The sequence below is a fragment of the Pseudomonas sp. LBUM1672 genome (assembly GCF_059695655.1).
In genome coordinates this window covers 4,631,452-4,656,870 of record NZ_CP166781.1, presented here as the reverse complement: position 1 = coordinate 4,656,870, position 25,419 = coordinate 4,631,452, and the positions used below count along the sequence as shown (strand labels likewise).

The window sequence follows — 25,419 nt, the reverse complement described above, 5'->3', positions numbered from 1 at the left end:
ATGCGGCAGGGTGGGGCAAATCTTCCCGGCCGACCGAGGCGTTCATGCCTCGAATCAGCAGCCTACTCATAGACTATTGCGTTGTGGTGAAAGTCACAGCACCAAGGACATGAATGTACACTTGTGCACTGAAATTATTATTCAAGCCCCTTTTCGGGCCTGTTCGGGTGCCTAAGACTGCCGCACTTTCGCCTTTCACGCCAGTCGCAGATGGTCGAAAGGCCTGCACTACTGCACCCAACGCTGCAGAATTTGCTGCAGATCAGTGCGTTTGAACGGCTTGGCCAAGTAATCGTTCATTCCGGCGGATAAACATGCCTCACGATCACCCTGCAAGGCATTGGCAGTCAGGGCGATGATCGGCAAGTCTGCACAACCGGGCAACCGGCGGATCTGGCGGGTGGCTTCGTAGCCGTCGATGATCGGCAGTCGGCAATCCATCAGAATCGCTTCGAAAATCAGGCTCTCGGCACTACGCACCGCCTGCGCGCCATCGGTCGCGACGCTGACAGTAAAGCCCAGGCTGCGCAACATTGCTTCGATGACCGTCTGGTTGACCGGGTTGTCCTCCACCAGCAGCACATTGCGCCCTTCGCCATGGCCGTCGCCAGCCTGGGTCCGTGGCTTCAATTCCGGCAGCGACTGCTTATACAGGGCCAGCGGGATTTCCAGTGTGAACACCGAGCCGCGGCCTTCTTCACTCTGCGCGCGCAAGGTGCCGCCCATGCGTTCGGCCAGTGTGCGGGCAATCGGCAATCCCAGCCCGGTGCCGCCGTAACGCCTTGAAATAGAACTGTCGGCTTGCTGGAACGCATTGAACATCAATTCCAGGCTTTCGGCCGAGATGCCAATCCCGCTGTCGCGCACGGTGCAGGTGAACCACAGCAGTTCGTGATCCAGTGACTGCCACTGCGGTTCGATGCTGACGCGGCCTTGCTCGGTGAACTTCAGCGCGTTGCCCACCAGGTTGACCAGAATTTGCCGGATCCGCGTCGGGTCGCCCTGAACCTGCAGGGCGCGCATGTCCTCGGGAATCGCCAGAGCCAGATCGAGCCGGCGTTGCGCCGCGCTGTGCTGGAACGACTGGGCGCAGCTGCTGATCAGGTCCGCGAGGTTGAACGGAATGTGTTCAAGCTCCAGTTCCGAACGCTCGATGCGCGAGAAGTCGAGAATATCGTTGATGACTTTGAGCAGGTGTTCAGTGGACTCCGACGCCAGCGCCGCATACTCGATCTGCTCCTCGGTCATGTCGGTGGTTTCCAGCAGTTGCAGCATGCCCAGCACACCATTCATCGGCGTGCGCAGTTCGTGGCTCATCATCGCCAGGAAATCGGATTTGGCGTTGTTGGCCTTTTCCGCTTCTTCGCGAGTCTGGATCAATTGCGCCATGGCCTGATGCTGCTCACGGCTGGCCTGCTCGAGGCCCTGCGCGAGGTTGTTGATGTGCTGCGACAACGCGCCCAATTCGGTGTCGTCGACAATCGGCAGCGGCGTTTTATAGTCGCCGTCCTGAATCGCCTTCACGGCGTGGCCGATGTCGCGGATCGGCTGCGACAGGCTGCCGGCCAGGCGCCGGGCCACCAGAAAGGTAAATAGCAGCGCGAACAAGGCGAGGATCCCGGCCTTGAACAGGATTTCCTGCTGGCGCTGGCTGAAGGCGTCATTGGACAAACCGACGATCACCCGGCCCAGATAGTCTTCGGGCGGCGCCGTGTTATCGGCTTTGCTGCCCTGGAAAAAATCATTGTTCAGGGCGATCCGTTGCAGCCGTACCGGCGCCTGGAACACTTCGACCTGGTGCGAGCGAGCGTGGGTTTCCGACGGTTGCTCGACATACACCAGAATCCGGTTGGCGCTGTCCTGGACTTCCAGAAAGCGCACGTTTGGCGTGGCCAGCGTGGCCTTGAGCAAGCTTTCGAGCACCTCGTTGTTGCCCGAGATCACCCCGTATTCCGTCGCGGGCGCCAGTTGGTTGGCGATCAGCTGGCCGGTGTGGTTGAGCTCCTGACGCAAGTCCTGGATCCGCACGAAGGTGAAGAAACTGATCAGCAGCAAGGTCAGCAACAGGGCGGGGCCGAGGCTGATGATCTGCGTGCGGGTATTGATGTCCCATCCGCGACGGAAGGTCATGGGCGGCGTTCTCCTTCGGCCAACTGTGCTGCGACAAACGCTTCAGTCACCTGTTCAATACCCAATGAACGAGCCACCTGCGGATTACTTAACACTTTGAAGTGTTGCGGATACAACGCACGCGGCCAGGCTGTGGGCGGGCGATTGAGCAATGCGTCGAGCACTTCCAGCCAATCGTTCTGATCGCTGTAGGTGCTGGCCAAGCTGCCGGCCTTGACGAACGCGGCGTTGGGGCCGACCAGCGCAAGTTGTCGCGAGTAGCTGCTCAACAGCAGGTTTTTTGCGGTTTTGGGGTTGTACAAATCGGAGTCGTCGAGGCCCAGCAGCACATCGCAGTTCTTCAGCAAATCCTGTAAGGGGCGGCTGTCGTTGGTGTTGTCCCATCGCTCGGCAATCACTTCAAGGCCCAACGCTTGTGCCGACAGACGCAATTCCTTGAGCAGGAATTCGCTGTGACTGTCGTACAGCACGCCGATGCGTCGGGCCTCGGGCAGGATGAGCCGGATCAGGCGCAATTGCCGATCCAGCGGTGGATCGCTCCAGAGCAGGCTGAGGTTCGTTGGAAAGTCAGCGCCGAAACGTTGGTGGGCTTGCAGGCGACTGATGCGCAGCACCAAAGTCGGCGGACCTTGAGTCTCCTGCAGGCGCCAGTCGAGGCTCGGCAGATCGAGCAGGATCAAACGGGTATCGGCGGATAGTTTGCCCGGCGTCGGCAAGCTGTCCAGTGCCTGGAAACGCACGCTGTCGGCAGGGCGCATGCCGCTCAGCGCCTGCACAAAGGATTGCACGCCGGGACTGTCTTCGGTGCCGGTCAGCAGAATGTCGACGGCTTGTGCCGACAGGCTGCCGAGCAGGCCGGCAAACGTCAGGCACAACCCTGCCAGCAGGCGGCCAAGGCTTGGCGACTTCCGCGACCGGCGATGCAGCATTTAAAACGTCAGCTCCGCGCTGAAGTAGAGCACCCGACGCTCGTCGTAGTTGTTGTCGACGAAGGTGGTGGGTTGATGGTCGAGGCGCTGCTGGAGCACACCGGCCAGTTCCAGGCTGGCCTTGCCCAGGCCGATGCGTTTGGCGATGCGCGTATCGACGCGTTCGAAACGGTAGCCGTTGAGGGCGTCGTCCCCGTAATAGAAGAGGGCGCTGTTCCAGCCGTGACCCCAATTGCGCAGCCAGCCGGCGGAACCGCTGTTGCGCGCCGTCAGTTGCTCATCTTGCGGATTGCTCGCCTCGGCATCGACGTAGGCGTAAGTCAGGCGCAGCCGGTCGGCGCTGCTCAGGCGCCAGTCCAGCTGGGTTTCGGTGCCCTTGAAACGCGAGCTGTTGGAATTGCTGGCGATGTACTGATTGTTGCGCAGCGGCTCGCTGATCATGCCGCTGATTTCGTCGTAGAACAGCTTCACATCGACCGTCAGCCCAAGCTCCGCGAAGTAGCCGTTGTAGCCCAGTTCGCGCGAGCGCATGCGTTCTTGTTCGAGGTCGCCGGGGCCGCGGGTCTTGACGAAATAACGGGCGCTGGTCTGGCCGTAGGCACTGGGTCGCAGGTTGGTCACCTGGTAACTCCAGTTGACGTTGTTCTCGAACATGTCCGGGGAACGGATCGCTTCCGAGTACACCGCGCGCAGGCCGTGGCGCGGGTTGATCAGGTAATTGACCGCCACCCGAGGGGTCAACGAACTGCCGGTCAATTGCGTGTCTTCGAACATGGCTCCACCCTGCAGCAACCAGTGCTCGGTGGCGCGCCACTCGAGTTGGCCGAATGCCCGCCAGGTGGTGTCGTCGAGCGTGCCATTGAAGTAGGTTTCGGAATCTGCCCGGTCGTAACGATAGTTCATGCCACTGACCAGTCGCAGACTGTCGGACAGGCTGAGGGTGTCTTGCAGTTCAAGGTCGTAGCGCGACTCCCGTGCGCTCTGGTCGATGTCGCCACAGAGGGTTTGCCGGGCGCCGTTGCGCCATTGCGCCAGCACTTGATTGCCCAGCGCTTGTTCCGCCGCCGTGCCGGCCGGTGCGCCGGGCCCGGTAAAGCGTTCCATGTTGCGCGCCAGGCGTTCGGTGTAGTTCGGGTTGAGCTGCCAGAGTTCGGTCAGTTCCGGGCTGAACGAAACCTCGGCATCGCAGGCGCGCCAGGTCTGCTGGCGGTCCCAGTGCTGGGCCGAACCCTGGATATAAAGGCTGTGATCGGGATTGATATCCAGGTTCCAGCGCAACGAACCGGCGTAGTCCTTGGCGACGACGTCGGAATTGTTCCCGGCCGCGGTAATCCCGGAGAATACCGGGCGGTAGGTATAAGGCCGCTGGTTGGTCCCGTCCTTGGCGTTCAACTGCCAGTCGATGCTCTGGTTTTCGTTCAGCGTCTGGCTGACGGCCAGGTTGAAGCGGTTCAGACGGCGGCTGTCGCGATAATCGGCGCCGTTGCGATCGGTGTCGAAGCCGTCGTCTTCCTGGCCGGACAACGACAGGCGCAGGTCGCCGCCGTCCCACCCCGTGCCCTGGCTGGCATAAAAGTCGTTGATGCCGCGCTGGCCACGAGTGACTTTCATCCGCGTGCCGTGGCTGTCGGCCGGGTTGCGGGTGATGATGTTGACCACCGCCATCAGCGCATTGGCGCCATAGCTGACGGTGTTGGGGCCGCGGAAAACCTCGATGCGCTCGATGTCTTCCATGGCCACCGGAATATCACTCCAGTCCACCGTGGCCAGGCCGGCGCGGTATACCGAACGGCCGTCGATCAGCACCTGCATGCGCCGCGCTTCTGTGGCGTTGGTGCCGTGGTAATTCACCGTCGCCTGATTGCCGCTGATATTGCCGACCATCATGCCCGGCACCAGCCGCAGCAATTCGCTGATGTCCCGCGCGCCGCTGGCGTTGATCAGCTCGCTGTCGATCACCGTCATGCTCCCCGGGACGGCGGCCGGCGACTGCTTCAGGCGGGTGGCCGTGAGCACTTGCGGCAGCGTTTCGTTGTCGAGGAACAAGTCGTCGGCCAGCAATGGCGAGCTGAAAATCAGTGCCAGAACCAGCGGCGAGCGGGGTGAAGGGGAGCCAAACGACACGAAACGTCCTTGATAACGATGAGTTGGCGCGCATGTTAACCGAGCTGGTCGACTTTTCCATTCACGATGCCGGCATTTTCCTAGGATTTATTGGTCTTCTTCCTACAAGTATCGGTAATTGATGCGGGGGCTGGCCGCCACTGGGACGCTCCGTATAATGCCGACATCGCCACTGGTATGGATTAACGGATTGCATATGACTGAACAGCGCCCAATTGCGGTCCTGGGGGGCGGAAGTTTTGGTACCGCCGTGGCTAATCTGTTGGCCGAGAACGGGCATCAGGTCCGGCAGTGGATGCGTGATCCCGAACAGGCCGAGTCCATTCGGGTCAATCGCGAGAACCCGCGTTACCTCAAAGGCATCAAGATTCTTCCGGCAGTCGAACCGGTGACCGACTTGCAAGCGACCCTGGACGCCTGCGACCTGTGCTTTGTCGCGCTGCCGTCCAGCGCGCTGCGCTCGGTACTGGTCCCGCACGCCGACCGTTTGAACGGCAAATTGCTGGTCAGCCTGACCAAAGGCATCGAAGCCCACACCTTCAAGCTGATGAGCGAGATCCTCGAGGAAATCGCCCCGCAAGCGCGCATCGGCGTGCTGTCCGGGCCGAACCTGGCCCGTGAAATCGCCGAACACGCGCTGACCGCCACGGTGGTCGCCAGCGAAGACGAAGAACTCTGCCAACGAGTCCAGGAAGCGCTGCATGGTCGCACCTTCCGCGTTTACGCCAGCGCCGACCGTTTTGGCGTGGAGTTGGGCGGGGCACTGAAAAATGTGTACGCGATCATCGCCGGCATGGCGGTGGCGCTGGGCATGGGCGAAAACACCAAGAGCATGCTGATCACTCGCGCGTTGGCGGAAATGACCCGCTTCGCGGTGAATCAGGGCGCCAACCCGATGACGTTCCTGGGGCTGGCCGGCGTGGGCGACTTGATCGTCACGTGCTCGTCGCCGAAAAGCCGCAACTACCAGGTCGGGTTTGCCCTCGGCCAGGGGTTGAGCCTTGAAGATGCGGTCACCCGCCTGGGCGAAGTCGCCGAAGGCGTGAACACGCTCAAGGTGCTCAAGGCCAAGGCTCAGGAAGTGGGCGTCTATATGCCGCTGGTCGCCGGGTTGCACGCGATCCTGTTCGAAGGGCGCACGCTCAATCAAGTGATTGAACTGTTGATGCGCGGCGAACCCAAAACCGATGTGGACTTCATTTCCACCAGTGGTTTCAACTGATCACGCTTTCCAGGGAGATGCACATGAACGATCCGAAAGAGCCCACCTACGAGTCCATTCTGCTGCGGGTGTTATGGATGATCGTCTTCTTGCTGGTCTGGCAAGTGGCGCAGTTCATCCTCGGCGCGGTGGTGCTGGTGCAACTGATCTATCGTTTGATTTATGGCGCCCCGAGCGCCAGCCTGATGAACTTCGGCGACAGCCTGAGCCAGTTCCTGGCGCAGATCGGTCGTTTCGGCACCTTCCACAGCGACCAGAAACCCTGGCCGTTCGCCGACTGGCCGACGCCGCGTACACCGGAAGGCGAAGCGCCGCACGCCGTGCCGCCCGCGCCACATCCGGCCCGAGATGAGGAGCCGAAACTATGAAACTCTGGGTATTGCGTCATGGTGAAGCCGAGCCACACGGCAGTCGTCCTGATTCCGAGCGGGCATTGACCGCCCACGGTCGTGAAGAAGTGCTGCGCACCGCCGCCGAGTTGATCGGCCAGCCGATTACCGCGATTTATGCCAGTCCTTTCCTGCGAGCGCAGGAGACCGCGCAGCTGGTACGCGAAGCGCTGGGCTTCCAGCCAGAGATCCGCACCGTTGAATGGTTGACCCCCGACAATCGTCCGCAAGCGGTAGCCGAGCAGTTGGTGTCTGTCGATCACGCGCTGCTGGTCAGCCATAACCCGCTGGTAGGCAATTTGCTGGGTTACCTGCAGAACGGGCATGTGCAAGATCCGGAAGCGGTGAAAACGGCCGGCCTTGCAGAACTCGAAGGTGACTTGCCGCTGGCCGGTGCGATGAAACTCAAAGGCATCAAACACCCGTAACCCTGGTGTTTCCGGGGGGGATGGTGGGTGCCCGAAACATGTGAGCGACACTGATCAAGTGTGAGAGCGGGCTTGCTCGCGAAGAGGGAGTGTCAGTCCCTATCAATGTTGCCTGACACACCGCTTTCGCGAGCAAGCCCGCTCCCACAGGTTCTGCTGCGCACCTGTTTTTTTTGTGTGAAATAGTCAACCAAGCAACCGCTTGGTTGACTACGCTTGCTCCAGACCAAAAATAAAGGAGCGAGTCGCATGTCAGCTGCTTTTCGTTTGCCGCTGGACGTCTTTTACGAGCGTGAAGCCCGTCATCCCCGCCAGCGGTATCTGGTCCAGCCTACCGGCGGCGGACAAGTCGAGACCCTGACCTGGGCCGACGTCGGCCATCAGGCTCGCTGCGCCGCGCACTGGCTGCGGGCCCGCGAACTGCCCCAAGGCAGCCACATCGCCCTGATCTCGAAAAACTGTGCCCACTGGATCATCGCCGACCTGGCAATCTGGATGGCCGGCCACGTTTCAGTGCCGCTGTACCCGAACCTCACGGCCGAATCCGTGGCGCAAGTGCTTCAACACTCAGAAGCGGCGCTGGCGTTCATCGGTAAACTCGATGACTGGCCGGGCATGTCCCGCGGGGTCAGCGCCGACCTGCCGACCATCAGCCTGCCACTGCATCCCCCTGGCACCTTTGATTTCAGCTGGGCCGACCTGCAGCGCAGTTCCCCGATCCAGGATGACCCCAAACCCGCCGCCGATCAGTTGGCGACCATCATTTACACCTCCGGCACCACCGGGCTGCCCAAAGGCGTGATGCACAGCTTCGGCAATCTGGGGTTCGCCACCACGCGCGGCACTCAACTGTTTGGCCTCAATGAGTCGGACCGATTGCTGTCCTACCTGCCGCTGTGCCACGTTGCCGAGCGGATGTTCGTCGAGTTGGCGTCGATCTATACCGGGCAAACCGTGTTCTTTGCCGAAAGCCTCGACACCTTCCTCACCGATTTGCAGCGCGCGCGGCCGACCGCGTTGTTTGGTGTGCCACGGATCTGGACCAAGTTCCAGATGGGCGTGTACAGCAAGATCCCGGCAAAACGCCTCGACTTCCTGCTCGGGCTGCCCTTCATCGGCAAGCGGGTCGGGCACAAAGTGCTCGCCGGGTTGGGGCTGGATGCGTTGCGCGTGGCGTTGTCCGGCGCCGCACCCGTGCCGCAGACCTTGTTGCTGTGGTATCGCAAATTGGGGCTGGACGTGCTGGAGGTCTACGGCATGACCGAGAGCTGCGGTTACTCCCACATCGGCCGCCCCGGGGACGATAAACCCGGCTGGATCGGCAAGCCTTGCCCGGAAGTTGAAGTGCGGATCGCCGACTCCGGCGAAGTCATGGTGCGCAGCGGCGCGACCATGCTTGGTTATTTCAAGGACCCTGAGAAAACCGCAGAAACCATCACCGAGGACGGCTTCCTGAGCACCGGTGACAAGGGCGAGCAAGATACCGAAGGCTACCTGCGCCTGACCGGGCGGCTGAAAGAAATCTTCAAGACCAGCAAAGGCAAATACGTCGCCCCGGCGCCGATCGAAAACCGGCTGGCGGTGCATTCGCGGATCGAACAGGTGTGCGTGGTCGGCGATGGTTTGAGTGCGCCGCTGGGGTTGTGCGTGCTGTCCGCTGTCGGTCAGCAGGATGCCAGCGGAACGGCGCGGGCGGGGCTGCATTCAAGCCTGGAAAAACTGCTGGAGGAGGTCAATGGCGGGCTCGACAAACACGAGCGCTTGCGTCGGTTGGTGGTGGTCAAGGACAGTTGGGCGGTGGAAAACGGCTTTCTGACGCCGACCCTGAAGATCAAGCGCAACGTGATCGAAGCGGCGTATGGCGCTCGCTTCGAAGAATGGAGCGAGCGCAGCGAGGCGGTGCTGTGGCAGGATTGAGCGACGAATAAAACCAACAAAGGAAAGCAACGATGAGTTTGTGGCGTACCACTCCCAACGTCGAGCAGTTGAACGCAATCCAGAAAAACACCATCGGCGAAGTGCTGGATATTCGCTTCGAAGCCTTTGATGAGGAATCCCTGACCGCGAGCATGGTCATCGACCACCGCACGCATCAGCCATACGGTTTACTGCACGGCGGCGCCTCGGTGGTGCTGGCTGAAACGGTCGGTTCCATGGCCAGTTACCTGTGCATCGATGCGAGCAAGTTCTATTGCGTGGGTCTGGAAATCAACGCCAACCACTTGCGAGGTCTGCGCAGCGGGCGAGTGACGGCGGTGGCCAAGCCGATTCACATTGGGCGCACGACCCATGTCTGGGACATTCGCTTGACCAGCGATGAGGGCAAGGCCAGTTGCGTGTCGCGGTTGACCATGGCGGTTGTGCCATTGGGCGAGAATCCACCCTCCCGCTAAACACAATCCTTTGTAGCAGCTGTCGAGCTCCAGCGAGGCTGCGTTCGGCTGCGAAGCAGTCGTAAAACCATTCAACGCGGTGTTTCAGGAAGATCGCAGTCGCAAGGTTTACGACGGCTGCGCAGCCGAACGCAGCCTCGCTGGGGCTCGACAGCTGCTACTCAGATCTTCATCAGGTTTAAGTCTTGCGACATGCCCCTGACCGGACTGTCATCATTCCTGGCACTTACAGTCATTGCCGCAGGCTCGCGTCTTACGGACAATCAACCCCTGTTTCTCGCTCATGGATTTGCCGGTATGTCGCAACAGATATTTTTCGCCCACGCCAATGGATTTCCGTCGGGCACCTACGGCAAGTTGTTCGCGGCGCTGGCGCCCGAGTATCAGGTGACGCATCTGGAACAGCACGCCCACGATCCGCGTTTCCCGGCGGACGACAATTGGCGCAACCTGGTGGATGAGCTGATCCATCACCTCGAACAGCAACCGGAGCCGGTCTGGGGCGTCGGTCACTCCTTCGGCGGCGTGCTGCACCTGCACGCGGCGCTGCGTTGCCCTGAACTGTATCGCGGCGTGGTGATGCTCGATTCACCGGTGCTGACCCGTGCCGATCAATGGGTCATCCGTGCCGCCAAGCGCTTCGGTTTCATCGACCGTCTGACCCCGGCCGGCCGCACGCTGGGGCGCCGGGAAGAGTTCGCCGATCTGGAAGCGGCGCGACTGTATTTCGCGGGTAAAACCCTGTTCCGCAGCTTCGATCCGGAATGCTTCGACGCGTACCTGCAACACGGTTTGCAAAAAGTCGGCGACAAGCTGCGCCTGCGTTTCGACCCGGCCACGGAAATCAGCATCTACCGCGGCGTCCCGCACACCAGTCCAGGCCAGGCACGGCAGTTGAAAGTGCCGTTGGCGGTGGTGCGTGGGCACAAGAGCCGGGTGGTGATGCGTCATCACGCAAGCTCCGTCGGGCGCATGCCGTTGGGTGAGTCCCTGACCATGCCCGGCGGCCACATGTTTCCCCTCGAACGTCCGCAAGACACTGCCGCGCTGCTGAAAAACCTGTTCAGCCGCTGGGAAGGTCGTCGCCAGCAGGATTGCGCATGAGCCATGTCGTCGAAGAAGTTCGCCTGAGCCTGCCGCACATCGAACTGGCCGCGCATTTGTTCGGCCCCGAAGACGGCCTGCCGGTGATTGCCTTGCACGGCTGGCTGGACAACGCCAACAGCTTTGCCCGGCTGGCACCGAAGCTCAAAGGCCTGCGCATCATCGCGCTGGACATGGCCGGTCACGGTCACTCCGGGCATCGCCCGACCGGTGCCGGTTACGCGATGTGGGATTACGCCCACGACGTGCTGCAAGTTGCCGAACAGTTGGGCCTGAAGCGTTTTGCACTGATGGGGCACTCCATGGGCGCGATCGCTTCGTTGATCATCGCCGGGTCGATGCCGGAACGCGTCACGCACCTGGCGTTGATCGACGGCATCATTCCTCCTACGGACAAAGGCGAAAATGCCGCCGAACGCATGGGCATGGCCCTGCAAGCGCAGTTGGATTTGCGGGAAAAACGCAAACCGGTCTACAACACCCTGGACCGTGCCATCGAGGCTCGCATGAAAGGTTTGGTGGCGGTCAGTCGCGAAGCGGCCGAGCTGTTGGCTCAACGGGGTTTGATGCCGGTGCCCGGCGGTTACACCTGGCGCACCGACAACCGTCTCACGCTACCGTCGCCGTTGCGTCTTACCACCGAACAGGCGATGGCTTTCGTCCAGCGGGTCAGTTGTCCTGCGTTGTTGGTGGTTGCAGCGGACGGCATGCTCGCCAAACATCCTGAATTACTGGAGCGTCTACCCTTTAGCCGTGAACAGCTGCCTGGCGGTCATCATTTGCACCTGAATGACGAACCCGGCGCCGACCTTGTCGCAGACTGTTTCAATAGGTTCTTCGCCGTTCCTTGACTTGCGCCGGGCAACTGTCGAGGCTGGGCGGGTTGAAATGGGAGACAACCATGATAGATCTCTACACCGCTGCGACCCCGAATGGCCACAAGGTCTCTATCGTGCTCGAGGAACTCGGCCTGCCCTACACGGTGCACGCCTTGAGTTTCGACAAAAAGGAACAGAAGTCACCGGACTTCCTCAAGATCAATCCCAATGGCCGGATTCCGGCGATTGTCGACCGCGCCAACGGCGATTTTGCCGTGTTCGAATCCGGCGCTATCCTGATTTACCTCGCTGAGCTGAGCGGCAAACTGCTGCCCAAGGACCCGAAGGGGCGCTCGGTCGTCCTGCAATGGCTCATGTTCCAGATGGGTGGGATCGGCCCGATGCAGGGCCAGGCCAACGTGTTTTTCCGCTACTTTCCGGAAAAGCTCCAGGGCGCCATCGACCGCTATCAACATGAAACCCGCCGCCTCTATGAGGTGCTCGACACGCGCCTGCAAGCCGTGGAGTTTCTGGCGGACGAGTACAGCATTGCCGACATCGCCACCTATCCTTGGGTGCGGGGCCATGAGTGGTCCGGTGTCGAGGTGGACGGTTTGCCGGCCTTGCAGCGCTGGATGGCGACCATGGAAGCGCGTCCGGCGGTCCAGCGCGGTTTGCTGGTGCCCGAGCGCATCGATGATGCCAGTGTCGTCAAAGGTGCCCAGGCCATGCTGATCCGATGAGTCTATCCATGCGTTCATTCAGTGTGCTGGCGCTGTGTTGTTTCAGTCCCATGTTATTTGCCGCCGATGTCCCGGGCAGTCAGGACTTGCCGATCGTGCCGCGCATGGCCGATGCGCAGATCGTCGACTATCGCCCGGCGGTGGAACTCGAGCGGATTTATCCGCTGGGTTCGATCCGTAAAATCAGTGGCCAGTTGCGCTTCGATGGGCAGGTCAGCGCGCGCGGGCAAACCACCTCGGTAACCTACGAGTTGCAGCCGGAACACTCCTCCAACGATGCCTTCACTGCGGCGCGTGAAGCCTTGCAGAAGCAGGGCGCCGAGTTGCTGTTCTGGTGCCAGGCGCGCGATTGCGGCGAAAGCAGCCTGTGGGCCAACGAAGTGTTCACCAACGCCAAGCTCTATGGCGCCGATGATCAGCAGGCGTATTTGCTGCTGCGACTGGCGGCGCCACAGGACAACACGCTCGTCGCGCTTTACAGCATCACTCGCGGCAATCGCAAAGCCTATCTGCACGTCGAACAATTCGACGCTGCGGCGCCGCTGGGCGATTTGCTGCCGACGTCGGCGACCTTGCTGCGAGAGCTGAAAAGTACCGGTGTACTCGATTTCCCCACATTGAGCGCCGATCCTGATGCCACCTGGCTGCGGTTGCTTTCCCGCGGGTTGAACCTGGATACCACGTTGCGGGTCAGTGTTTCCGGGCCGAATGCCGAAGCCTGGCGCCAGGCGCTGATCGGGCAGGGCGTGCGCGCTGCGCGAATGGAAGCCGGCAGCGTCGAAAGCCCTGGCCTGCACATCGAACTGTTGCGATAAGCTTCATCAGGCGAACGCGGTTGGCGCGTTCGCCTGTTCTTTGTTGACTGATTTTTTCGAGAACCTACATGCTCAATAACGATCGGCTGTTGGTGCAGATTCTGCTCCTGGTGCTGTTTGGCGCGAGCCTCTGGGTGATGGCGCCGTTCTGGTCGGCCTTGTTCTGGGGCGCGGTGCTGGCGTTCGCCAGTTGGCCGCTGATGCGATTGCTGACCCGTTGGCTCAATGGCCGCGAATCCCTGGCCGCGCTGGTGCTGACACTGGGCTGGATGTTGCTGGTGGCGGTGCCGCTGGTCTGGCTCGGTTTCAACCTGGCGGACCACGTGCGTGACGCCACGGCGCTCATCAAGGATGTACAGATGGACGGTTTGCCGGAGGCACCGACCTGGCTGGGGGGTGTGCCTTTGGTGGGCGAGCGGTTGGTGGTGATCTGGAACAGCATCGATCAGCAAGGCGCGGCGATGATGGTCGCGGTCAAACCTTATCTGGGCCAGGTCGGCAACTGGCTGCTGGCGCGCAGTGCACAGATTGGCGGCGGGATTCTCGAGCTGACGTTGAGCATTGTGTTCGTGTTCTTTTTCTACCGTGACGGGCCGCGGTTGGCAGCGTTTGTCCATGGCTTGCTGCAGCGGCTGATTGGTGATCGCGCCGGCTATTACATTGATCTGGTGGCGGGCACCGTGCAGCGGGTGGTGAACGGGGTGATCGGCACGGCGGCGGCGCAGGCGGTTCTGGCGTTGGTCGGATTCCTGATTGCCGGGGTGCCCGGAGCGCTGGTGTTAGGCATCGTGACTTTCATGCTCAGCCTGATTCCGATGGGGCCACCGTTAGTGTGGATTCCGGCCACGGCGTGGCTGGCCTGGAACGGCGAGTACGGGATGGCGGTGTTCCTCGGGTGCTGGGGCACGTTTATCATCAGCGGCGTCGACAACGTGCTGAAGCCATATCTGATCAGCCGGGGCGGGAATTTGCCGTTGGTGATCGTGTTGCTGGGCGTGTTTGGCGGTTTGATTGCGTTTGGGTTTATCGGCTTGTTTATCGGGCCGACGTTGCTGGCGGTTGCGTACAGTCTGTTGACGGACTGGAGCAAGAGTCATGCGCGGGTAGAGGATCGCCAGCCTTAATCGTATGTCGTGGCTGATGGCCTCTTCGCGAGCAAGCTCGCTCCCACAGGGATCTGGATGTAACACACGAAAGCGTGAACACCACTGAATCCTGTGGGAGCGGGCTTGCCCGCGAAGCTTTTGACTCAGGTCGATACGTTCAGGTACTTGCCCACGCTCGCCACGTTATCAAGCGAATACTGCTTGCTCAGGTTGGCGATCATTTTGTTCAGCGCTTCATTGACGTTGAACTGCGTGGTGGAGCTGTCGCTGGTTTTCTCGCGACCCGCTTGCAACGCCGCTTGCAGTTCATCGCTGCTGACCGCGCCACTGCTGTCACTGTCCAGCACCTTGAGCAATGCGGCGCTGGTGTCGGTGCTGGTTGATGAGGTGTTGTTGCTGGCCTGCAACGCGCTGCTCAATTCGGTGGCGGTCACGCTGCCGTCGCTGTCCGCATCCAACTGGCTGAACAGTTCTTCGCTGGACACCTGCTGTGGCGGCGGTGGCGGTGGTGCCATTGCCGCCATTTCCTCGCTGCTCAGGCTGCCGCTGTCGTCGCTGTCCAGGTCGCCAAAGTTTTTGCTCAGGCTGACCAGAAGACCCTCATCGGTTTTCTGCGACAGAGCGCTTTTGAGCTCGTCCTGATCCACCGCGCCGTCGCTGTTGCTGTCGAGCTTGGCGAACAGTTCTTTCTGGAATTGCTGGCTGCGGGCGCTGTTGGTCGAGGTGCTGCTGGTGCTGGTATAGCTCGTGTAATTGCTGACGCTACCAATCATTGGGCTCACTCCCTGGAATGGAAAACCGGCGGGTGCACCGGCTTATGCAGCGTCAAGGGGCAAGGTGTCGTGGGTGTGTGGGGTTTGTACCGAGTGGTACACATGCGCAGGAATCAAAAGCGCCGCAAACCCTGTGGGAGCGAGCCTGCTCGCGATAGCGGTGTGTCAGTCAACATCAATGGCGACTGATACACCGCTATCGCGAGCAGGCTCGCTCCCACAAGGGATTTGGGGGTGGCTCAGGTGCGGGGCAGGTGGATCACTGCAGTGAGGCCGCCGCCGGGTGTTTCTTCAAGGCTCAACTGCCCGCCCAGCCGGTCCGCCGCTTCGCGGGCAATGGTCATGCCCAGGCCGACGCCGCCCGAATTGCGATTGCGCGAACCTTCCAGACGAAAGAACGGCTCGAACACCGCTTCACGTTTGTCCGCCGCAATTCCCGGGCCGTGGTCGATGACGCGGATCACCAGTTGCTCGCGGTTATCTTCCAGAGTGATCCGCGCATGCCCGGCATAGCGCAGGGCGTTGTCCAGCAGATTGTTGATGCATGAGCGCAAGGCCATCGGCTGCACTTGCAACGGTGCGCAGTGGCCGCTGGTCTGGACATCGGCACCCTGATCCTGGGCGTTTTCGCTCAACGATTCCACCAGCGCCTGCACGTCCATCCATTGTTCGGCTTCGCTGGTGCGCTGTTCGTGCAAATAGGTGAGGGTGGCGTCGAGCATGCTGATCATGTCGTCCAGATCCTGGCGCATCTGGCCCTGCAGCTTGTCGTCGTCGATCTGTTCCAGACGCAACTTGAGACGTGAGAGCGGCGTGCGCAGGTCGTGGGACACTGCGCCGAGCATCCGCGAGCGCTGCTGCACCTGCTCGATAATGCGTTTCTGCATCAGATTGAAGGTGTAGGCCGCTTGCCGAGCTTCCCGTGGGCCGGATTCATCCAGCGGCGGGCTGTCGAGGTTTTCGCTCAAGCGCTCAGCGGCGTCGCTCAAGCGCTGGATCGGTCGACTCAGCAGTTTGGCACCGTACCAGGCGGCAATGATCAGCGAGACAAGCTGGAACGTCAGCGGCACCAACGGTCCGCCGAACCACGGCCGCGGCGGTCGGTTTTCGAAGCGCGAGTCCATCGGCGGACGCTGACCGTCGATGCCTTGGGAAAACGCCGGTGGCGGCGGAGGCGGCGGAGGGCCGTAATGGTGAAACCAGGCAAACGCCAACAGGTGCGCCAGGATGATCGCCAGCAACAGCACGCCAAACAGGCGGCCGAACAGCGTATCGAAGCGCGCCCGCATCAGCCGATGTCCCTCGCGTCGAACAGATAACCCTCACCGCGAACGGTCTTGATCAGCTGCGGGGCTTTTGGGTCATCGCCGAGCTTCTGGCGCAGGCGCGAGACCAGCAAGTCGATGCTGCGATCAAACGCTTCAATCGAACGACCACGGGCGGCATCCAGCAGTTGTTCGCGGCTGAGCACCCGACGCGGACGTTCGATGAACACCCAGAGCAGGCGGAATTCAGCGTTCGACAACGGCACCACCAGGCCATCAGCGGCAATCAGCTGACGCAGCACGCTGTTCAGGCGCCAGTTGTCGAAGCGAATATTCGCACGCTGTTCAGTACGGTCGTCGCGCACTCTGCGCAGAATGGTCTGAATCCGCGCGACCAGTTCTCGCGGTTCGAAGGGCTTGGCCATGTAGTCATCGGCGCCCAGTTCCAGGCCGATAATGCGGTCAGTGGGTTCGCAGCGCGCGGTGAGCATCAGGATCGGAATGTCAGACTCGGCGCGCAGCCAGCGGCACAGCGACAACCCGTCTTCACCGGGCAGCATCAGGTCGAGCACCACCACGTCGAAATGCTCCGCTTGCAGTGCCAGGCGCATGGCGGCGCCGTCGGTGACGCCGCTGGCGTGAATATTGAACCGGGCCAGGTAGTCGATCATCAGTTCGCGGATCGGGACGTCATCGTCAACGATCAGGGCGCGAATGCTCCAGCGTTTGTCGTCAGCGGGCGCTTTTTGATCGTCATTCAGAGGTGCTGGAGTGCTGTGCATGCGTGTGTTCATCTGCCAGGTAGGCTGCCAACCACAAAGATGGGCTGCGAGGTTGTGGTTCCAGCATAGGCGTCCGGCCCGGAGGCGGGAAGTGCTGTAAGGACGTGTTGCGGCTGCCGAGGGTAGCGAGCAAGGATGTTGTGGGCGTGTCGTGTGTGTATCGAACTCGACACAATCGCTGCAGGGGCTAGGCTTGCTTGAGTCTTCGGGACGATTTACCGATCATCGGGTCCCGCAGTGGCGCTGGTTCCGCTACAATGCGCGCCGATTTCGTCCTGCCTGAGAGCCCGCACATGTCCGTCTGCCAGACTCCTATCATCGTCGCCCTGGATTTCCCTACCCGTGACGCCGCACTGAAGCTGGCCGACCAGTTGGACCCGAAGCTGTGCCGGGTCAAAGTAGGCAAGGAACTGTTCACCAGCTGCGCCTCGGAAATCGTCGGCACCCTGCGTGACAAGGGTTTCGAAGTGTTCCTGGACCTCAAGTTCCACGACATCCCGAACACCACCGCCATGGCGGTTAAAGCGGCGGCGGAGATGGGTGTGTGGATGGTCAATGTGCACTGCTCCGGCGGTCTGCGCATGATGGCCGCCTGCCGTGAAGTGCTCGATCAGCGTACCGGACCCAAACCGCTGTTGATCGGCGTGACCGTGCTGACCAGCATGGAGCGTGAAGATCTGGCGGGTATCGGCCTGGACATCGAGCCACAAGAGCAGGTGCTGCGTCTGGCCGCGTTGGCAGAAAAAGCCGGGATGGACGGTCTGGTGTGCTCGGCCCTGGAAGCCCAGGCGCTGAAATCGGCGCACCCGTCGCTGCAACTGGTGACCCCGGGGATTCGCCCGGCGGGCAGCGCCCAGGACGATCAGCGCCGTATCCTGACGCCGCGTCAGGCGCTGGATGCCGGTTCCGATTACCTGGTGATTGGTCGTCCGATCAGCCAGGCGGCGGATCCGGCCAAGGCGTTGGCTGCCGTCGTGGCCGAAATCGCCTAAACGCTGCGGAACCTGTGGGAGCGGGCTTGCCCGCGATGGCGGTGTATCAGACACATTGATGGTGGCTGACACGCCCCCATCGCGGGCAAGCCCGCTCCCACAGGTTTTTTTTGTTGTCAGGTCGTTAAACCTTCAGAACCAACTTCCCGAAATTCTCGCCGCTGAACAACTTCATCAGCGTCTCCGGGAACGTCTCCAGCCCTTCAACAATATCTTCCTTGCTCTTGAGCTGCCCCTTGGCCATCCAGCCGGCCATTTCCTGTCCGGCGGCGGCGAACTGCGCGGCGTAGTCCATCACCACGAAACCTTCCATCCGCGCGCGGTTGACCAGCAACGACAGGTAGTTGGCCGGGCCCTTGACCGCTTCCTTGTTGTTGTACTGGCTGATCGCGCCACAAATCACCACGCGCGCTTTCATGGCCAGGCGACCCAGCACCGCGTCGAGAATATCGCCGCCGACGTTATCGAAATACACGTCGACGCCTTTCGGGCATTCACGCTTCAGGCCCGCATGCACGTCTTCGTTCTTGTAGTCGATGACGCCGTCAAACCCCAGTTCATCGATCAGGAACTTGCACTTGTCCGCGCCGCCCGCGATGCCGATCACACGGCAGCCTTTTATCTTGGCGATCTGCCCGGCAATGCTTCCCACTGCACCGGCGGCGCCGGACAGCACCACAGTGTCACCTTCTTTCGGTGCGCCGACATCGAGCAGCGCGAAGTAGGCGGTCATCCCGGTCATGCCCAGTGCGGACAGGTAACGCGGCAGCGGTGCCAGTGTCGGATCGACCTTGTAGAAACCTCGTGGCTCGCCGAGGAAATAATCCTGCACGCCCAGTGCACCGTTGACGTAGTCCCCGACCGCGAAGCCGGGATTGTTCGAGGCAACGACTTTGCCTACACCCAATGCGCGCATGACTTCGCCGATACCGACCGGAGGAATGTAGGACTTGCCCTCGTTCATCCAGCCACGCATGGCCGGGTCCAGGGACAGGTATTCGTTTTTGACCAGGATCTGACCCGCAGCCGGTTCGCCGACTGGCACTTCTTGATAGGTAAAGGTCTCGCGGGTAGCCGCGCCCACCGGACGTTTGGCAAGCAGGAACTGGCGATTGGTCTGGGAAGTCATGACAGGCACTCAAGATGAATGAAGCTTTGTTGATAGCCCTTCATGATCGATGCCGCAAGTTTGGCTGATGCGGCGAATGCACATCGATCCAGTGCAGTGATAGTCGGTGCCGCCGTTCTATCACTGCAACTCATGGGCAAACAACCGGGCTTCTGATAGTGCTGCCGTGTCATACACCCCGTGGCTAGACTGGAAACACGCGATCCCCCGCATTCTTCTCTTTGAGGGCATAACAATGAGCATGACGTTTTCCGGCCAGGTCGCTGTGGTGACTGGCGCTGCCAACGGTATTGGCCGCGCGACCGCCCAGGCATTCGCCGCTGAAGGGTTGAAAGTGGTGGTGGCCGACATGGACACGGCCGGGGGCGAAGGCACCGTGGCGCTGATTCGTACAGCGGGTGGCGAAGCGACCTTCGTGCGCTGCAACGTCACGCTGGAAAGCGATGTAAAAAATCTGATGGACGAAGTGGTGAATACCTACGGTCGTCTGGACTACGCCTTCAACAACGCCGGCATCGAGATCGAAAAAGGCAAACTGGCAGAAGGCACGATCGATGAGTTCGACGCGATCATGGGCGTCAACGTCAAAGGCGTCTGGTTGTGCATGAAGTACCAGTTGCCGTTGCTGCTGGCCCAGGGCGGCGGTGCGATCGTCAACACCGCGTCGGTGGCGGGCCTCGGTGCGGCGCCGAAGATGAGCATATACGCGGCGTCGAAACATGCGGTGATCGGCCTGACCAAGTCGGCGGCCATCGAATACGCCAAGAAGAAGATTCGTGTGAACGCGGTCTGCCCGGCGGTGATCGACACCGACATGTTCCGTCGTGCCTATGAAGCGGACCCGAAGAAGGGCGAGTTCGCCAACGCCATGCACCCGGTCGGCCGCATCGGCAAGGTCGAGGAAATCGCCAGCGCGGTGCTGTATCTGTGCAGCGATGGCGCGGCGTTTACCACAGGTCACTCCCTGGCCGTGGACGGTGGTGTTACGGCGTTCTGACAAACAAGGTTGTAGCGTAGGAAAAAGCCCGCATTCGTGCGGGCTTTTTCATGGTTCCGAGAAAGGGATGAACATTGTGTTTCAAATGGTTAGAACCGAGGGTTTTGGCGGCGTTGTCGCACATCCGATCAAGCAGACCTGTGATTAACTGTTTCCCGCAAATGGACAGGAGTTTGCTTGCTCATGGAATTGAGAATCGATCGACAGGCATTGGTGCCGGTCGTACAGCAAATCGTCGACGCGTTGGCCGTCTGGCTCCGTCAGAGCGAGGTGCTGCCAGGGACGCGTTTACCTTCTTCGCGGCACATCGCGCGGGTCAATCTGCTTAGTCAGTCCTGCGTCGTCGAAGCCTGTGAGCGGCTGGTGACTCAAGGTGTACTGGCCTCGCGTCATGGCGCCGGATTCATCGTCGCCACGCCGGCGCTGGCCGTTCAGGGGCACCAGGATTGTTTCTGGTTCGAAGGGGCGGACGTGAAACAGGGCGGTCTCTCGAGAGAACTCAGACTGGGTTGTGGCGGGTTGCCCGAAAGCTGGCGCGAAACGGACGACCTGAGCTACGCGATTCGTCAGGTCAGCCGTACCGACATGGCCGGGTTGTTCAACTACAGCCCATCACGGGGCCTGCCTGCCTTGCGTCTGCAAATCCTCAAACGCCTTGGACAGCTCAGTGTCGACGTGGACGAAAACCGTATTCTGACCACAGCAGGTGCCAGTCAGGGGCTCGACCTGATCGTGCGCACCTTGCTCAAGCCGGGTGATTGCGCGGTGGTGGAAAGTCCGGGGTATCCGTTGCTGTTCGACCTGCTCAGGCTGCACGGCGTGACCATGATCGAGGTGCCGCGCACCCCGCGCGGGCCTGACACGGCACGGCTTGAAGCGTTGCTGGTGAAGCACAGGCCCCGCGCGCTATTCATCAACAGCCTCTACCACAACCCGACGGGCAGCTGCCTGACGCCCGCGGTGGCGCAGCAGGTTTTGCATCTGACCAAAACCCATGGCGTGCTGGTGATTGAGGATGACGTCTATGCGGATTTGCACGGCGGTCCCGGTACTCGCCTCGCTGCGCTGGGTATCGATGACAACGTGATCTACGTCGGCAGCTACTCGAAAACCCTCAGCAGTTCATTGCGAATCGGCTTTGTCGTGGCCAGTGAGGAGATTGTTTCGCGATTGGCCGAGGTCAAGATGATCAGCAGCATGGGCGCCTCAAGGTTCTGCGAGTCGGTGCTGGCTTGTCTGTTGGCCAGCGGTGCTTATCGCAAACTGGTCCAGCGTCAGCGCCAGCGTTTGAATACGGACCGAGAGGCGGCCTTGCAAGTGCTCGAAGACGCCGATTGGGAGGTTTTCGGCAAGCCAGCCGGTGGACTGTTCATCTGGGCGCGATCGCGCATGTCCGACTACGCTCAGGTGCGCAAACAGGCCAGGCGCTTCGGTGTGCTGCTGTCTTCTGCCACGGCCTTCAGTCCTGACGGCCAGGCCAATGACTGGCAGCGCATCAACGTGGCTTATGCCTGCGATCCCCGAGCCCGGGCATTTTTTCAGGCAACCGCTGCGAATCGACCTAAAACGTTCTGAAAACGACGTGGGCGTAGCTTTTTGCCATTATTCCGACGCCAGAGACTTGTGCTGGCGTATGCCCATTGCGAATCTGCGTCAACAGACTATGTCAGGGGACTAAGTGCAATGATTTCGGCCGTGCAAGGACGTTTTGCCAACCTCGGTATGGCAAAAAAAATGGGTGTCGGGTTTGTATTGGTGCTGCTGCTGACGGCCCTGGTGGCAGCCATTGGCGTTTGGTCCCTGCAAACCATCAGTCATCGCTTCGACGGGCTCAAGCAGATGTCGTCGCTCAACAGCGGTTTGCTCAAGGTGCGACTGCTTGAGCAGGATTACGCCTTGCACGGCAATCCGAAAACCGCCGATGCCCTGCGCCAGGGCGTTGATGGCCTGATCGCTTTGGCGACGCAGCTCAAGGCTGCGTCAGCGGCCAATGTACCGGTGATGAATGACGTCGAGCAGTCCCTGATGGCCTATCGCAAGGCCTTCGACGAATTCGTCTCGCTGAGTCAGGCCAAGGACCTGGCCCTGGAAATGGCCAGTTGGTCGGTGTCCAGCGTGGCCAATAACCTGGATGTCCTGCAAGCCGGGCTTGCCGATGACGGCGCCTATACCTTGAAGGAGTCCGAAGGCAAGGACGGTGGGCAGTTCATTGAACAGGCCAATCAGGTCAGCCAGGTGTCGCGGTTGATGCTGCAGGCCATGAACGAAGCGCGTGTGCGTCTGGACCAGAGCCGCAAGGGCGACGACAGCGTCGGCCAGGGCAAGATCGAGCAGGCCGATCAGGCGCAGGTTCAGGCCGAGCAGTTGAAAACCACGGTCAAAGATGAGGGCTATCAGACCGTCCTCAATGAAGTGGCGGGCCACATCAACAGTTTCAGCGAGAAACTGACTGAGTACACCGGCCTGTTGGCCGAGGAAAAAACCGTCTACGAGCAACTGCACCAGCGAGCTGCACAGGTGATGGAGCGGGTCGATCAGGCGTATGTCGCCGAAGACCAGTCGATGCAGGCCGAACTGAAAAAGAACTCGCTGCTGATCATCGGCTCCTCGGCCCTGGCGTTGCTGGTCGGGTTGATTGCGGCATGGGTGATTACCCGGTTGATCGTGGCGCCGCTGCGCAGTGTGATTCGTGTTGCGCAGCAGATTGCCGCGGGTGATTTGAGTGCGACGGTCGAAGTGACGCGCCGAGACGAAATCGGCCAGTTGATGCAGGCCATGCAACAGATGGGGGCGGGGCTGAGCACCATCGTCAGCGGTTTGCAGGCCGGTATCGAGCAGTTGGCGAGTTCGGCGCAATCGCTGTCGGCGGTGACCGAGCAGACCAATCTGGAGGTCAGTAGCCAGAAGGAGGAAACCGAGCAGGTCGCCACGGCGATGAACCAGATGACGGCGACGGTGCATGACGTGGCGCGTAACGCGGAGGAAGCCGCTCAGGCTGCGCAAACCGCGGACGGTAAGGTTGAAAGTGGCCAGCAGGTGGTGCGTCAGAGCATGGCTCGGATCGAGCAGTTGGCGGACTCGGCGACGTCGGCCAGTTCGAGCATCGAAAGCTTGAGTGCGGAAATCCAGAACATCGGCACGGTGCTCAGTGTGATCAAGAGCGTCGCCGAGCAAACCAATCTGTTGGCGCTCAATGCGGCGATCGAGGCGGCCCGGGCCGGCGAGCAGGGCAGGGGGTTCGCGGTCGTGGCGGATGAGGTTCGGGCGTTGGCCAAGCGCACTCAGCAATCGACCGAGGAAATTGAGCGTCTGGTGAGCGCCTTGCGTTCGGCGGCGCAGTCATCGGTGCAGCAGATTCAGAACAGTGGTGAGTTGGTGAAGCTGGCGGTGAGTGACGCGTTGCAAACCGAGAGTGCGTTGGGGAGTATTGCGGCGGCGGTGTCGTTGATTCAGCAGATGAACCAGCAGATTGCGGCGGCTGCCGAGGAGCAGAGTTCGGTGGCCGAGGAGATTAATCGCAGTGTGACGAGTATCCGCGCGAGTGCGGATCAGTCTTCGTTGGCGATGCAGGGGAATGCGGCGTCGAGTATTGAGCTGGCGCAGTTGGGGGTTGAGTTGAAGGGGATGGTTGGGCACTTTCGGCTCTGATCTGTCTCCCGGCGAATGTGCACAGATCTAATGTGGGAGTGAGCCTGCTCGCGATGGCGGCCTGATAGCCGACCAGTCTCTTGCTGGTGTACATATCCATTCCTGCGGTAACGGCGGCTGGCGGTTTCGCCCTTACGGCGAGGCACTTTTTTCAAACGCCAAAAAAGTACCCAAAAAGGCTCGCCCCAAGCGTCCGGCCCCTCGCCTGGGCTCGGCGTACCTTCGCTCCGGTATCCATCCGGGGACACTGCCCTCCGGTCTGCTTCGCGACGACCTACATGCAGCGTGTTCGACTGCGTCGAACGGCGCTGCGCGCCACTCCCCGGATGAACACCTCCACTCAGCCTCCCGAAAGGGGCGGGCAGATCAAGATCAAAAGCAGGCGAGCTAACGCTCGGCCTAATGAGTGGTGAGAAGCGAGCGGTACACGCCGATTCCTGTGGGAGCTGGCTTGCCAGCGATGGCGGCCTGACAGCCGACCAATCTCTAGCCGATGCACACCAAATCCCTGTGGGAGCTGGCCTGCCAGCGATCGCGACCTGACAGCCAACCAATCTTCCGGCATTACTCACCCACCACACCCACCGCAAAAAAAACCACCTCGCGGTGGCTTCTTTTTACTTCGTCTGATCAGTCGTAGATCACTTTCTTCTTCCAGTCCGCATCCGCCTCGACTTCTTTGAGGCCGGCGTTCAACTGGTTGGTCTCGCTTTCAACGGCGGCGATGTTGTCCATCACCATGGCGTTGGCGCGAGCCAGGAGTTTTTCCAGGTATTCGAGCTGTTCGGCGTAGATCTGGGGTTCCTGCTGTTTACGCAAGTATTGCACGCCGCGCTCGAAGGCGAGGCGGGCCTGGCCTGGCTGGTTTTGTTGCAGGCAGTGCTGGCCGAGGTTGTTGAAGAACTCGATGTGCAGCAGCACCAGAATGTGGCGCACTTCGCGGATCCAGCGCTTGGCTTCGTTGGTCGGCAGAAAACCGTCCTGCGCCGCGCGGGTGATTTGGCCGTGCAGGGCTTCGAGCAGGAAACGCACGTCCTTGGCCTTGGCTTCGGTCTGGATCGGTGCCGGCGGGTTGTTGACCGGGATCGATTCGCCTTGCGCGGCCAGGGCTTCCAGTTCGGTAATCCGCGCCCTGAGGTTGGAGCTGGTTTTTTCCAGGTTGAGCAAACGCTGGCAGACGTTGAGCTCCAGACGGGTCAACAGCAGTTTGAGCGCCGGTGTCATCAGCTGACCGGGGAAGGTCTCGGTGATTTCGCCGCAGCGACGCAGGCGGTCGTTGAGTTCAACCTTGGTACGGGCCTTTTCCAGCTTGTTGTTTTCCACCACATGGTTCATGTAGCCAATGGCGATCAATAGTGCAATCCCGGCTACGACTAGCAGGGTGATCATGAGTGGTGTCACCGGTAAGACCTCTTTATAGGGTTCGCGATCGAGTGTAGTGGCTTGGCATTTGGGCGCATAGGGCCGCTCGACGAGATGAATCGGTTGTGGCTGTCTTTATATCGGCCGGGGTTCTACTTATATAAATGCTGGCAAAGGTGGATCACATTGCCATCATCTTCGGCGGCGGACTATAACGTCTTGGTGGTTGCCAGAATATAGCCGCCCAAGGTCAGGAGAAGGAAAACCCGG

General features: G+C 60.8%; 22 protein-coding genes and 1 pseudogene. 15 read left to right on the top strand and 8 right to left on the bottom strand.

Annotation, left to right across the window (positions count from 1 at the left end):
• Positions 1-228: 228 nt before the first annotated feature.
• Genes ACA053_RS21215 through ACA053_RS21205 form a run of 3 tightly spaced genes read right to left on the bottom strand, consistent with a single transcriptional unit; the run spans position 229 to position 5,183 of the window.
• On the bottom strand, positions 229-2,130 hold the full coding sequence (locus ACA053_RS21215) for an ATP-binding protein (RefSeq protein WP_109633927.1): 1,902 nt from the start codon (positions 2,128-2,130) through the stop codon (positions 229-231).
• A complete protein-coding gene (locus ACA053_RS21210) occupies positions 2,127-3,059 on the bottom strand; it encodes an ABC transporter substrate-binding protein (RefSeq protein ID WP_497313017.1) in 933 nt (310 codons plus the stop codon). The genes ACA053_RS21215 and ACA053_RS21210 overlap by 4 nt, the downstream gene beginning before the upstream one ends.
• The gene (locus ACA053_RS21205) at positions 3,060-5,183 is read right to left on the bottom strand and encodes a TonB-dependent receptor plug domain-containing protein (RefSeq protein ID WP_109633924.1); all 2,124 of its coding nucleotides are present in this window, start codon (positions 5,181-5,183) and stop codon (positions 3,060-3,062) included.
• Between the two features lie 196 nt (positions 5,184-5,379).
• Between ACA053_RS21205 and ACA053_RS21200 the strand changes: the two genes are divergently transcribed.
• The 10 genes from ACA053_RS21200 (at position 5,380) to ACA053_RS21155 (ending at position 14,219) form a co-directional block, all read left to right on the top strand.
• Positions 5,380-6,405 (top strand): NAD(P)H-dependent glycerol-3-phosphate dehydrogenase, encoded by a 1,026-nt coding sequence (locus ACA053_RS21200; protein WP_109633922.1) that lies wholly within the window; start codon positions 5,380-5,382, stop codon positions 6,403-6,405.
• Between the two features lie 23 nt (positions 6,406-6,428).
• On the top strand, positions 6,429-6,773 hold the full coding sequence (locus tag ACA053_RS21195) for a DUF4389 domain-containing protein (protein ID WP_109633920.1): 345 nt from the start codon (positions 6,429-6,431) through the stop codon (positions 6,771-6,773).
• Positions 6,770-7,222, top strand: coding sequence for a phosphohistidine phosphatase SixA (gene sixA / locus ACA053_RS21190; RefSeq protein ID WP_109633918.1), 453 nt, complete (start codon positions 6,770-6,772; stop codon positions 7,220-7,222). Before ACA053_RS21195 ends, sixA begins: the two co-directional genes overlap by 4 nt.
• A 249-nt stretch (positions 7,223-7,471) precedes the next feature.
• Positions 7,472-9,139 (top strand): AMP-binding protein, encoded by a 1,668-nt coding sequence (locus ACA053_RS21185; RefSeq protein ID WP_497393606.1) that lies wholly within the window; start codon positions 7,472-7,474, stop codon positions 9,137-9,139.
• Between the two features lie 32 nt (positions 9,140-9,171).
• Entirely contained in the window at positions 9,172-9,615 is a 444-nt protein-coding gene (locus ACA053_RS21180) for a hotdog fold thioesterase (protein WP_497393605.1), read from the top strand.
• A 297-nt stretch (positions 9,616-9,912) separates the two neighbouring features.
• A complete protein-coding gene (locus ACA053_RS21175) occupies positions 9,913-10,719 on the top strand; it encodes an alpha/beta fold hydrolase (protein ID WP_497393604.1) in 807 nt (268 codons plus the stop codon).
• The gene (locus ACA053_RS21170; RefSeq protein ID WP_010457064.1) at positions 10,716-11,570 is read left to right on the top strand and encodes an alpha/beta hydrolase; all 855 of its coding nucleotides are present in this window, start codon (positions 10,716-10,718) and stop codon (positions 11,568-11,570) included. Before ACA053_RS21175 ends, ACA053_RS21170 begins: the two co-directional genes overlap by 4 nt.
• Before the next feature lie 50 nt (positions 11,571-11,620).
• The gene (locus ACA053_RS21165) at positions 11,621-12,280 is read left to right on the top strand and encodes a glutathione S-transferase family protein (RefSeq protein ID WP_403106033.1); all 660 of its coding nucleotides are present in this window, start codon (positions 11,621-11,623) and stop codon (positions 12,278-12,280) included.
• Positions 12,281-12,288: 8 nt separating this feature from the next.
• Positions 12,289-13,095, top strand: coding sequence for a DUF4892 domain-containing protein (locus tag ACA053_RS21160; protein WP_497393602.1), 807 nt, complete (start codon positions 12,289-12,291; stop codon positions 13,093-13,095).
• 68 nt (positions 13,096-13,163) lie between these two features.
• Positions 13,164-14,219, top strand: a complete 1,056-nt coding sequence (locus ACA053_RS21155; protein ID WP_497393601.1) for an AI-2E family transporter — start codon at positions 13,164-13,166, stop codon at positions 14,217-14,219.
• 125 nt (positions 14,220-14,344) lie between these two features.
• Here ACA053_RS21155 and xopAW read toward each other — a convergent pair whose 3' ends face one another.
• The 3 genes from xopAW to ACA053_RS21140 all read right to left on the bottom strand — a co-directional run bounded on the left by xopAW (position 14,345) and on the right by ACA053_RS21140 (position 17,021).
• A complete protein-coding gene (gene xopAW / locus ACA053_RS21150) occupies positions 14,345-14,974 on the bottom strand; it encodes a XopAW family type III secretion system calcium-binding effector (protein ID WP_497313008.1) in 630 nt (209 codons plus the stop codon).
• A gap of 239 nt (positions 14,975-15,213) precedes the next feature.
• Positions 15,214-16,263 carry a sensor histidine kinase gene (locus ACA053_RS21145; protein WP_497393600.1) on the bottom strand — a complete coding sequence of 350 codons (1,050 nt, stop codon included), beginning with the start codon at positions 16,261-16,263 and terminating at the stop codon, positions 15,214-15,216.
• Complete coding sequence (locus tag ACA053_RS21140; RefSeq protein WP_077749216.1) at positions 16,263-17,021, bottom strand: response regulator; 759 nt, start codon at positions 17,019-17,021, stop codon at positions 16,263-16,265. The genes ACA053_RS21145 and ACA053_RS21140 overlap by 1 nt, the downstream gene beginning before the upstream one ends.
• Before the next feature lie 293 nt (positions 17,022-17,314).
• Here ACA053_RS21140 and pyrF point away from each other — a divergent pair, with 293 nt between their 5' ends.
• On the top strand, positions 17,315-18,013 hold the full coding sequence (pyrF, locus tag ACA053_RS21135; RefSeq protein WP_191623683.1) for an orotidine-5'-phosphate decarboxylase: 699 nt from the start codon (positions 17,315-17,317) through the stop codon (positions 18,011-18,013).
• 124 nt (positions 18,014-18,137) lie between these two features.
• On the opposite strand, the gene ACA053_RS21130 is transcribed toward pyrF, so the two are convergent.
• A complete protein-coding gene (locus ACA053_RS21130; protein ID WP_109633901.1) occupies positions 18,138-19,142 on the bottom strand; it encodes an NADP-dependent oxidoreductase in 1,005 nt (334 codons plus the stop codon).
• Positions 19,143-19,377: 235 nt separating this feature from the next.
• Here ACA053_RS21130 and ACA053_RS21125 point away from each other — a divergent pair, with 235 nt between their 5' ends.
• The 4 genes and pseudogenes from ACA053_RS21125 (at position 19,378) to ACA053_RS21110 (ending at position 23,787) form a co-directional block, all read left to right on the top strand.
• Complete coding sequence (locus tag ACA053_RS21125) at positions 19,378-20,139, top strand: SDR family oxidoreductase (protein WP_461991780.1); 762 nt, start codon at positions 19,378-19,380, stop codon at positions 20,137-20,139.
• A gap of 183 nt (positions 20,140-20,322) precedes the next feature.
• Positions 20,323-21,714, top strand: coding sequence for an aminotransferase-like domain-containing protein (locus ACA053_RS21120; protein ID WP_497393599.1), 1,392 nt, complete (start codon positions 20,323-20,325; stop codon positions 21,712-21,714).
• A 108-nt stretch (positions 21,715-21,822) separates the two neighbouring features.
• Positions 21,823-22,926, top strand: a pseudogene (locus ACA053_RS21115) (HAMP domain-containing protein); the annotation flags it as partial.
• Entirely contained in the window at positions 22,906-23,787 is an 882-nt protein-coding gene (locus ACA053_RS21110; protein WP_371922089.1) for a methyl-accepting chemotaxis protein, read from the top strand. The pseudogene ACA053_RS21115 and the gene ACA053_RS21110, both read left to right, overlap by 21 nt.
• A 630-nt stretch (positions 23,788-24,417) precedes the next feature.
• Here ACA053_RS21110 and ACA053_RS21105 read toward each other — a convergent pair.
• Positions 24,418-25,188 (bottom strand): hypothetical protein, encoded by a 771-nt coding sequence (locus ACA053_RS21105; RefSeq protein WP_497393598.1) that lies wholly within the window; start codon positions 25,186-25,188, stop codon positions 24,418-24,420.
• Between the last annotated feature and the right edge of the window lie 231 nt (positions 25,189-25,419).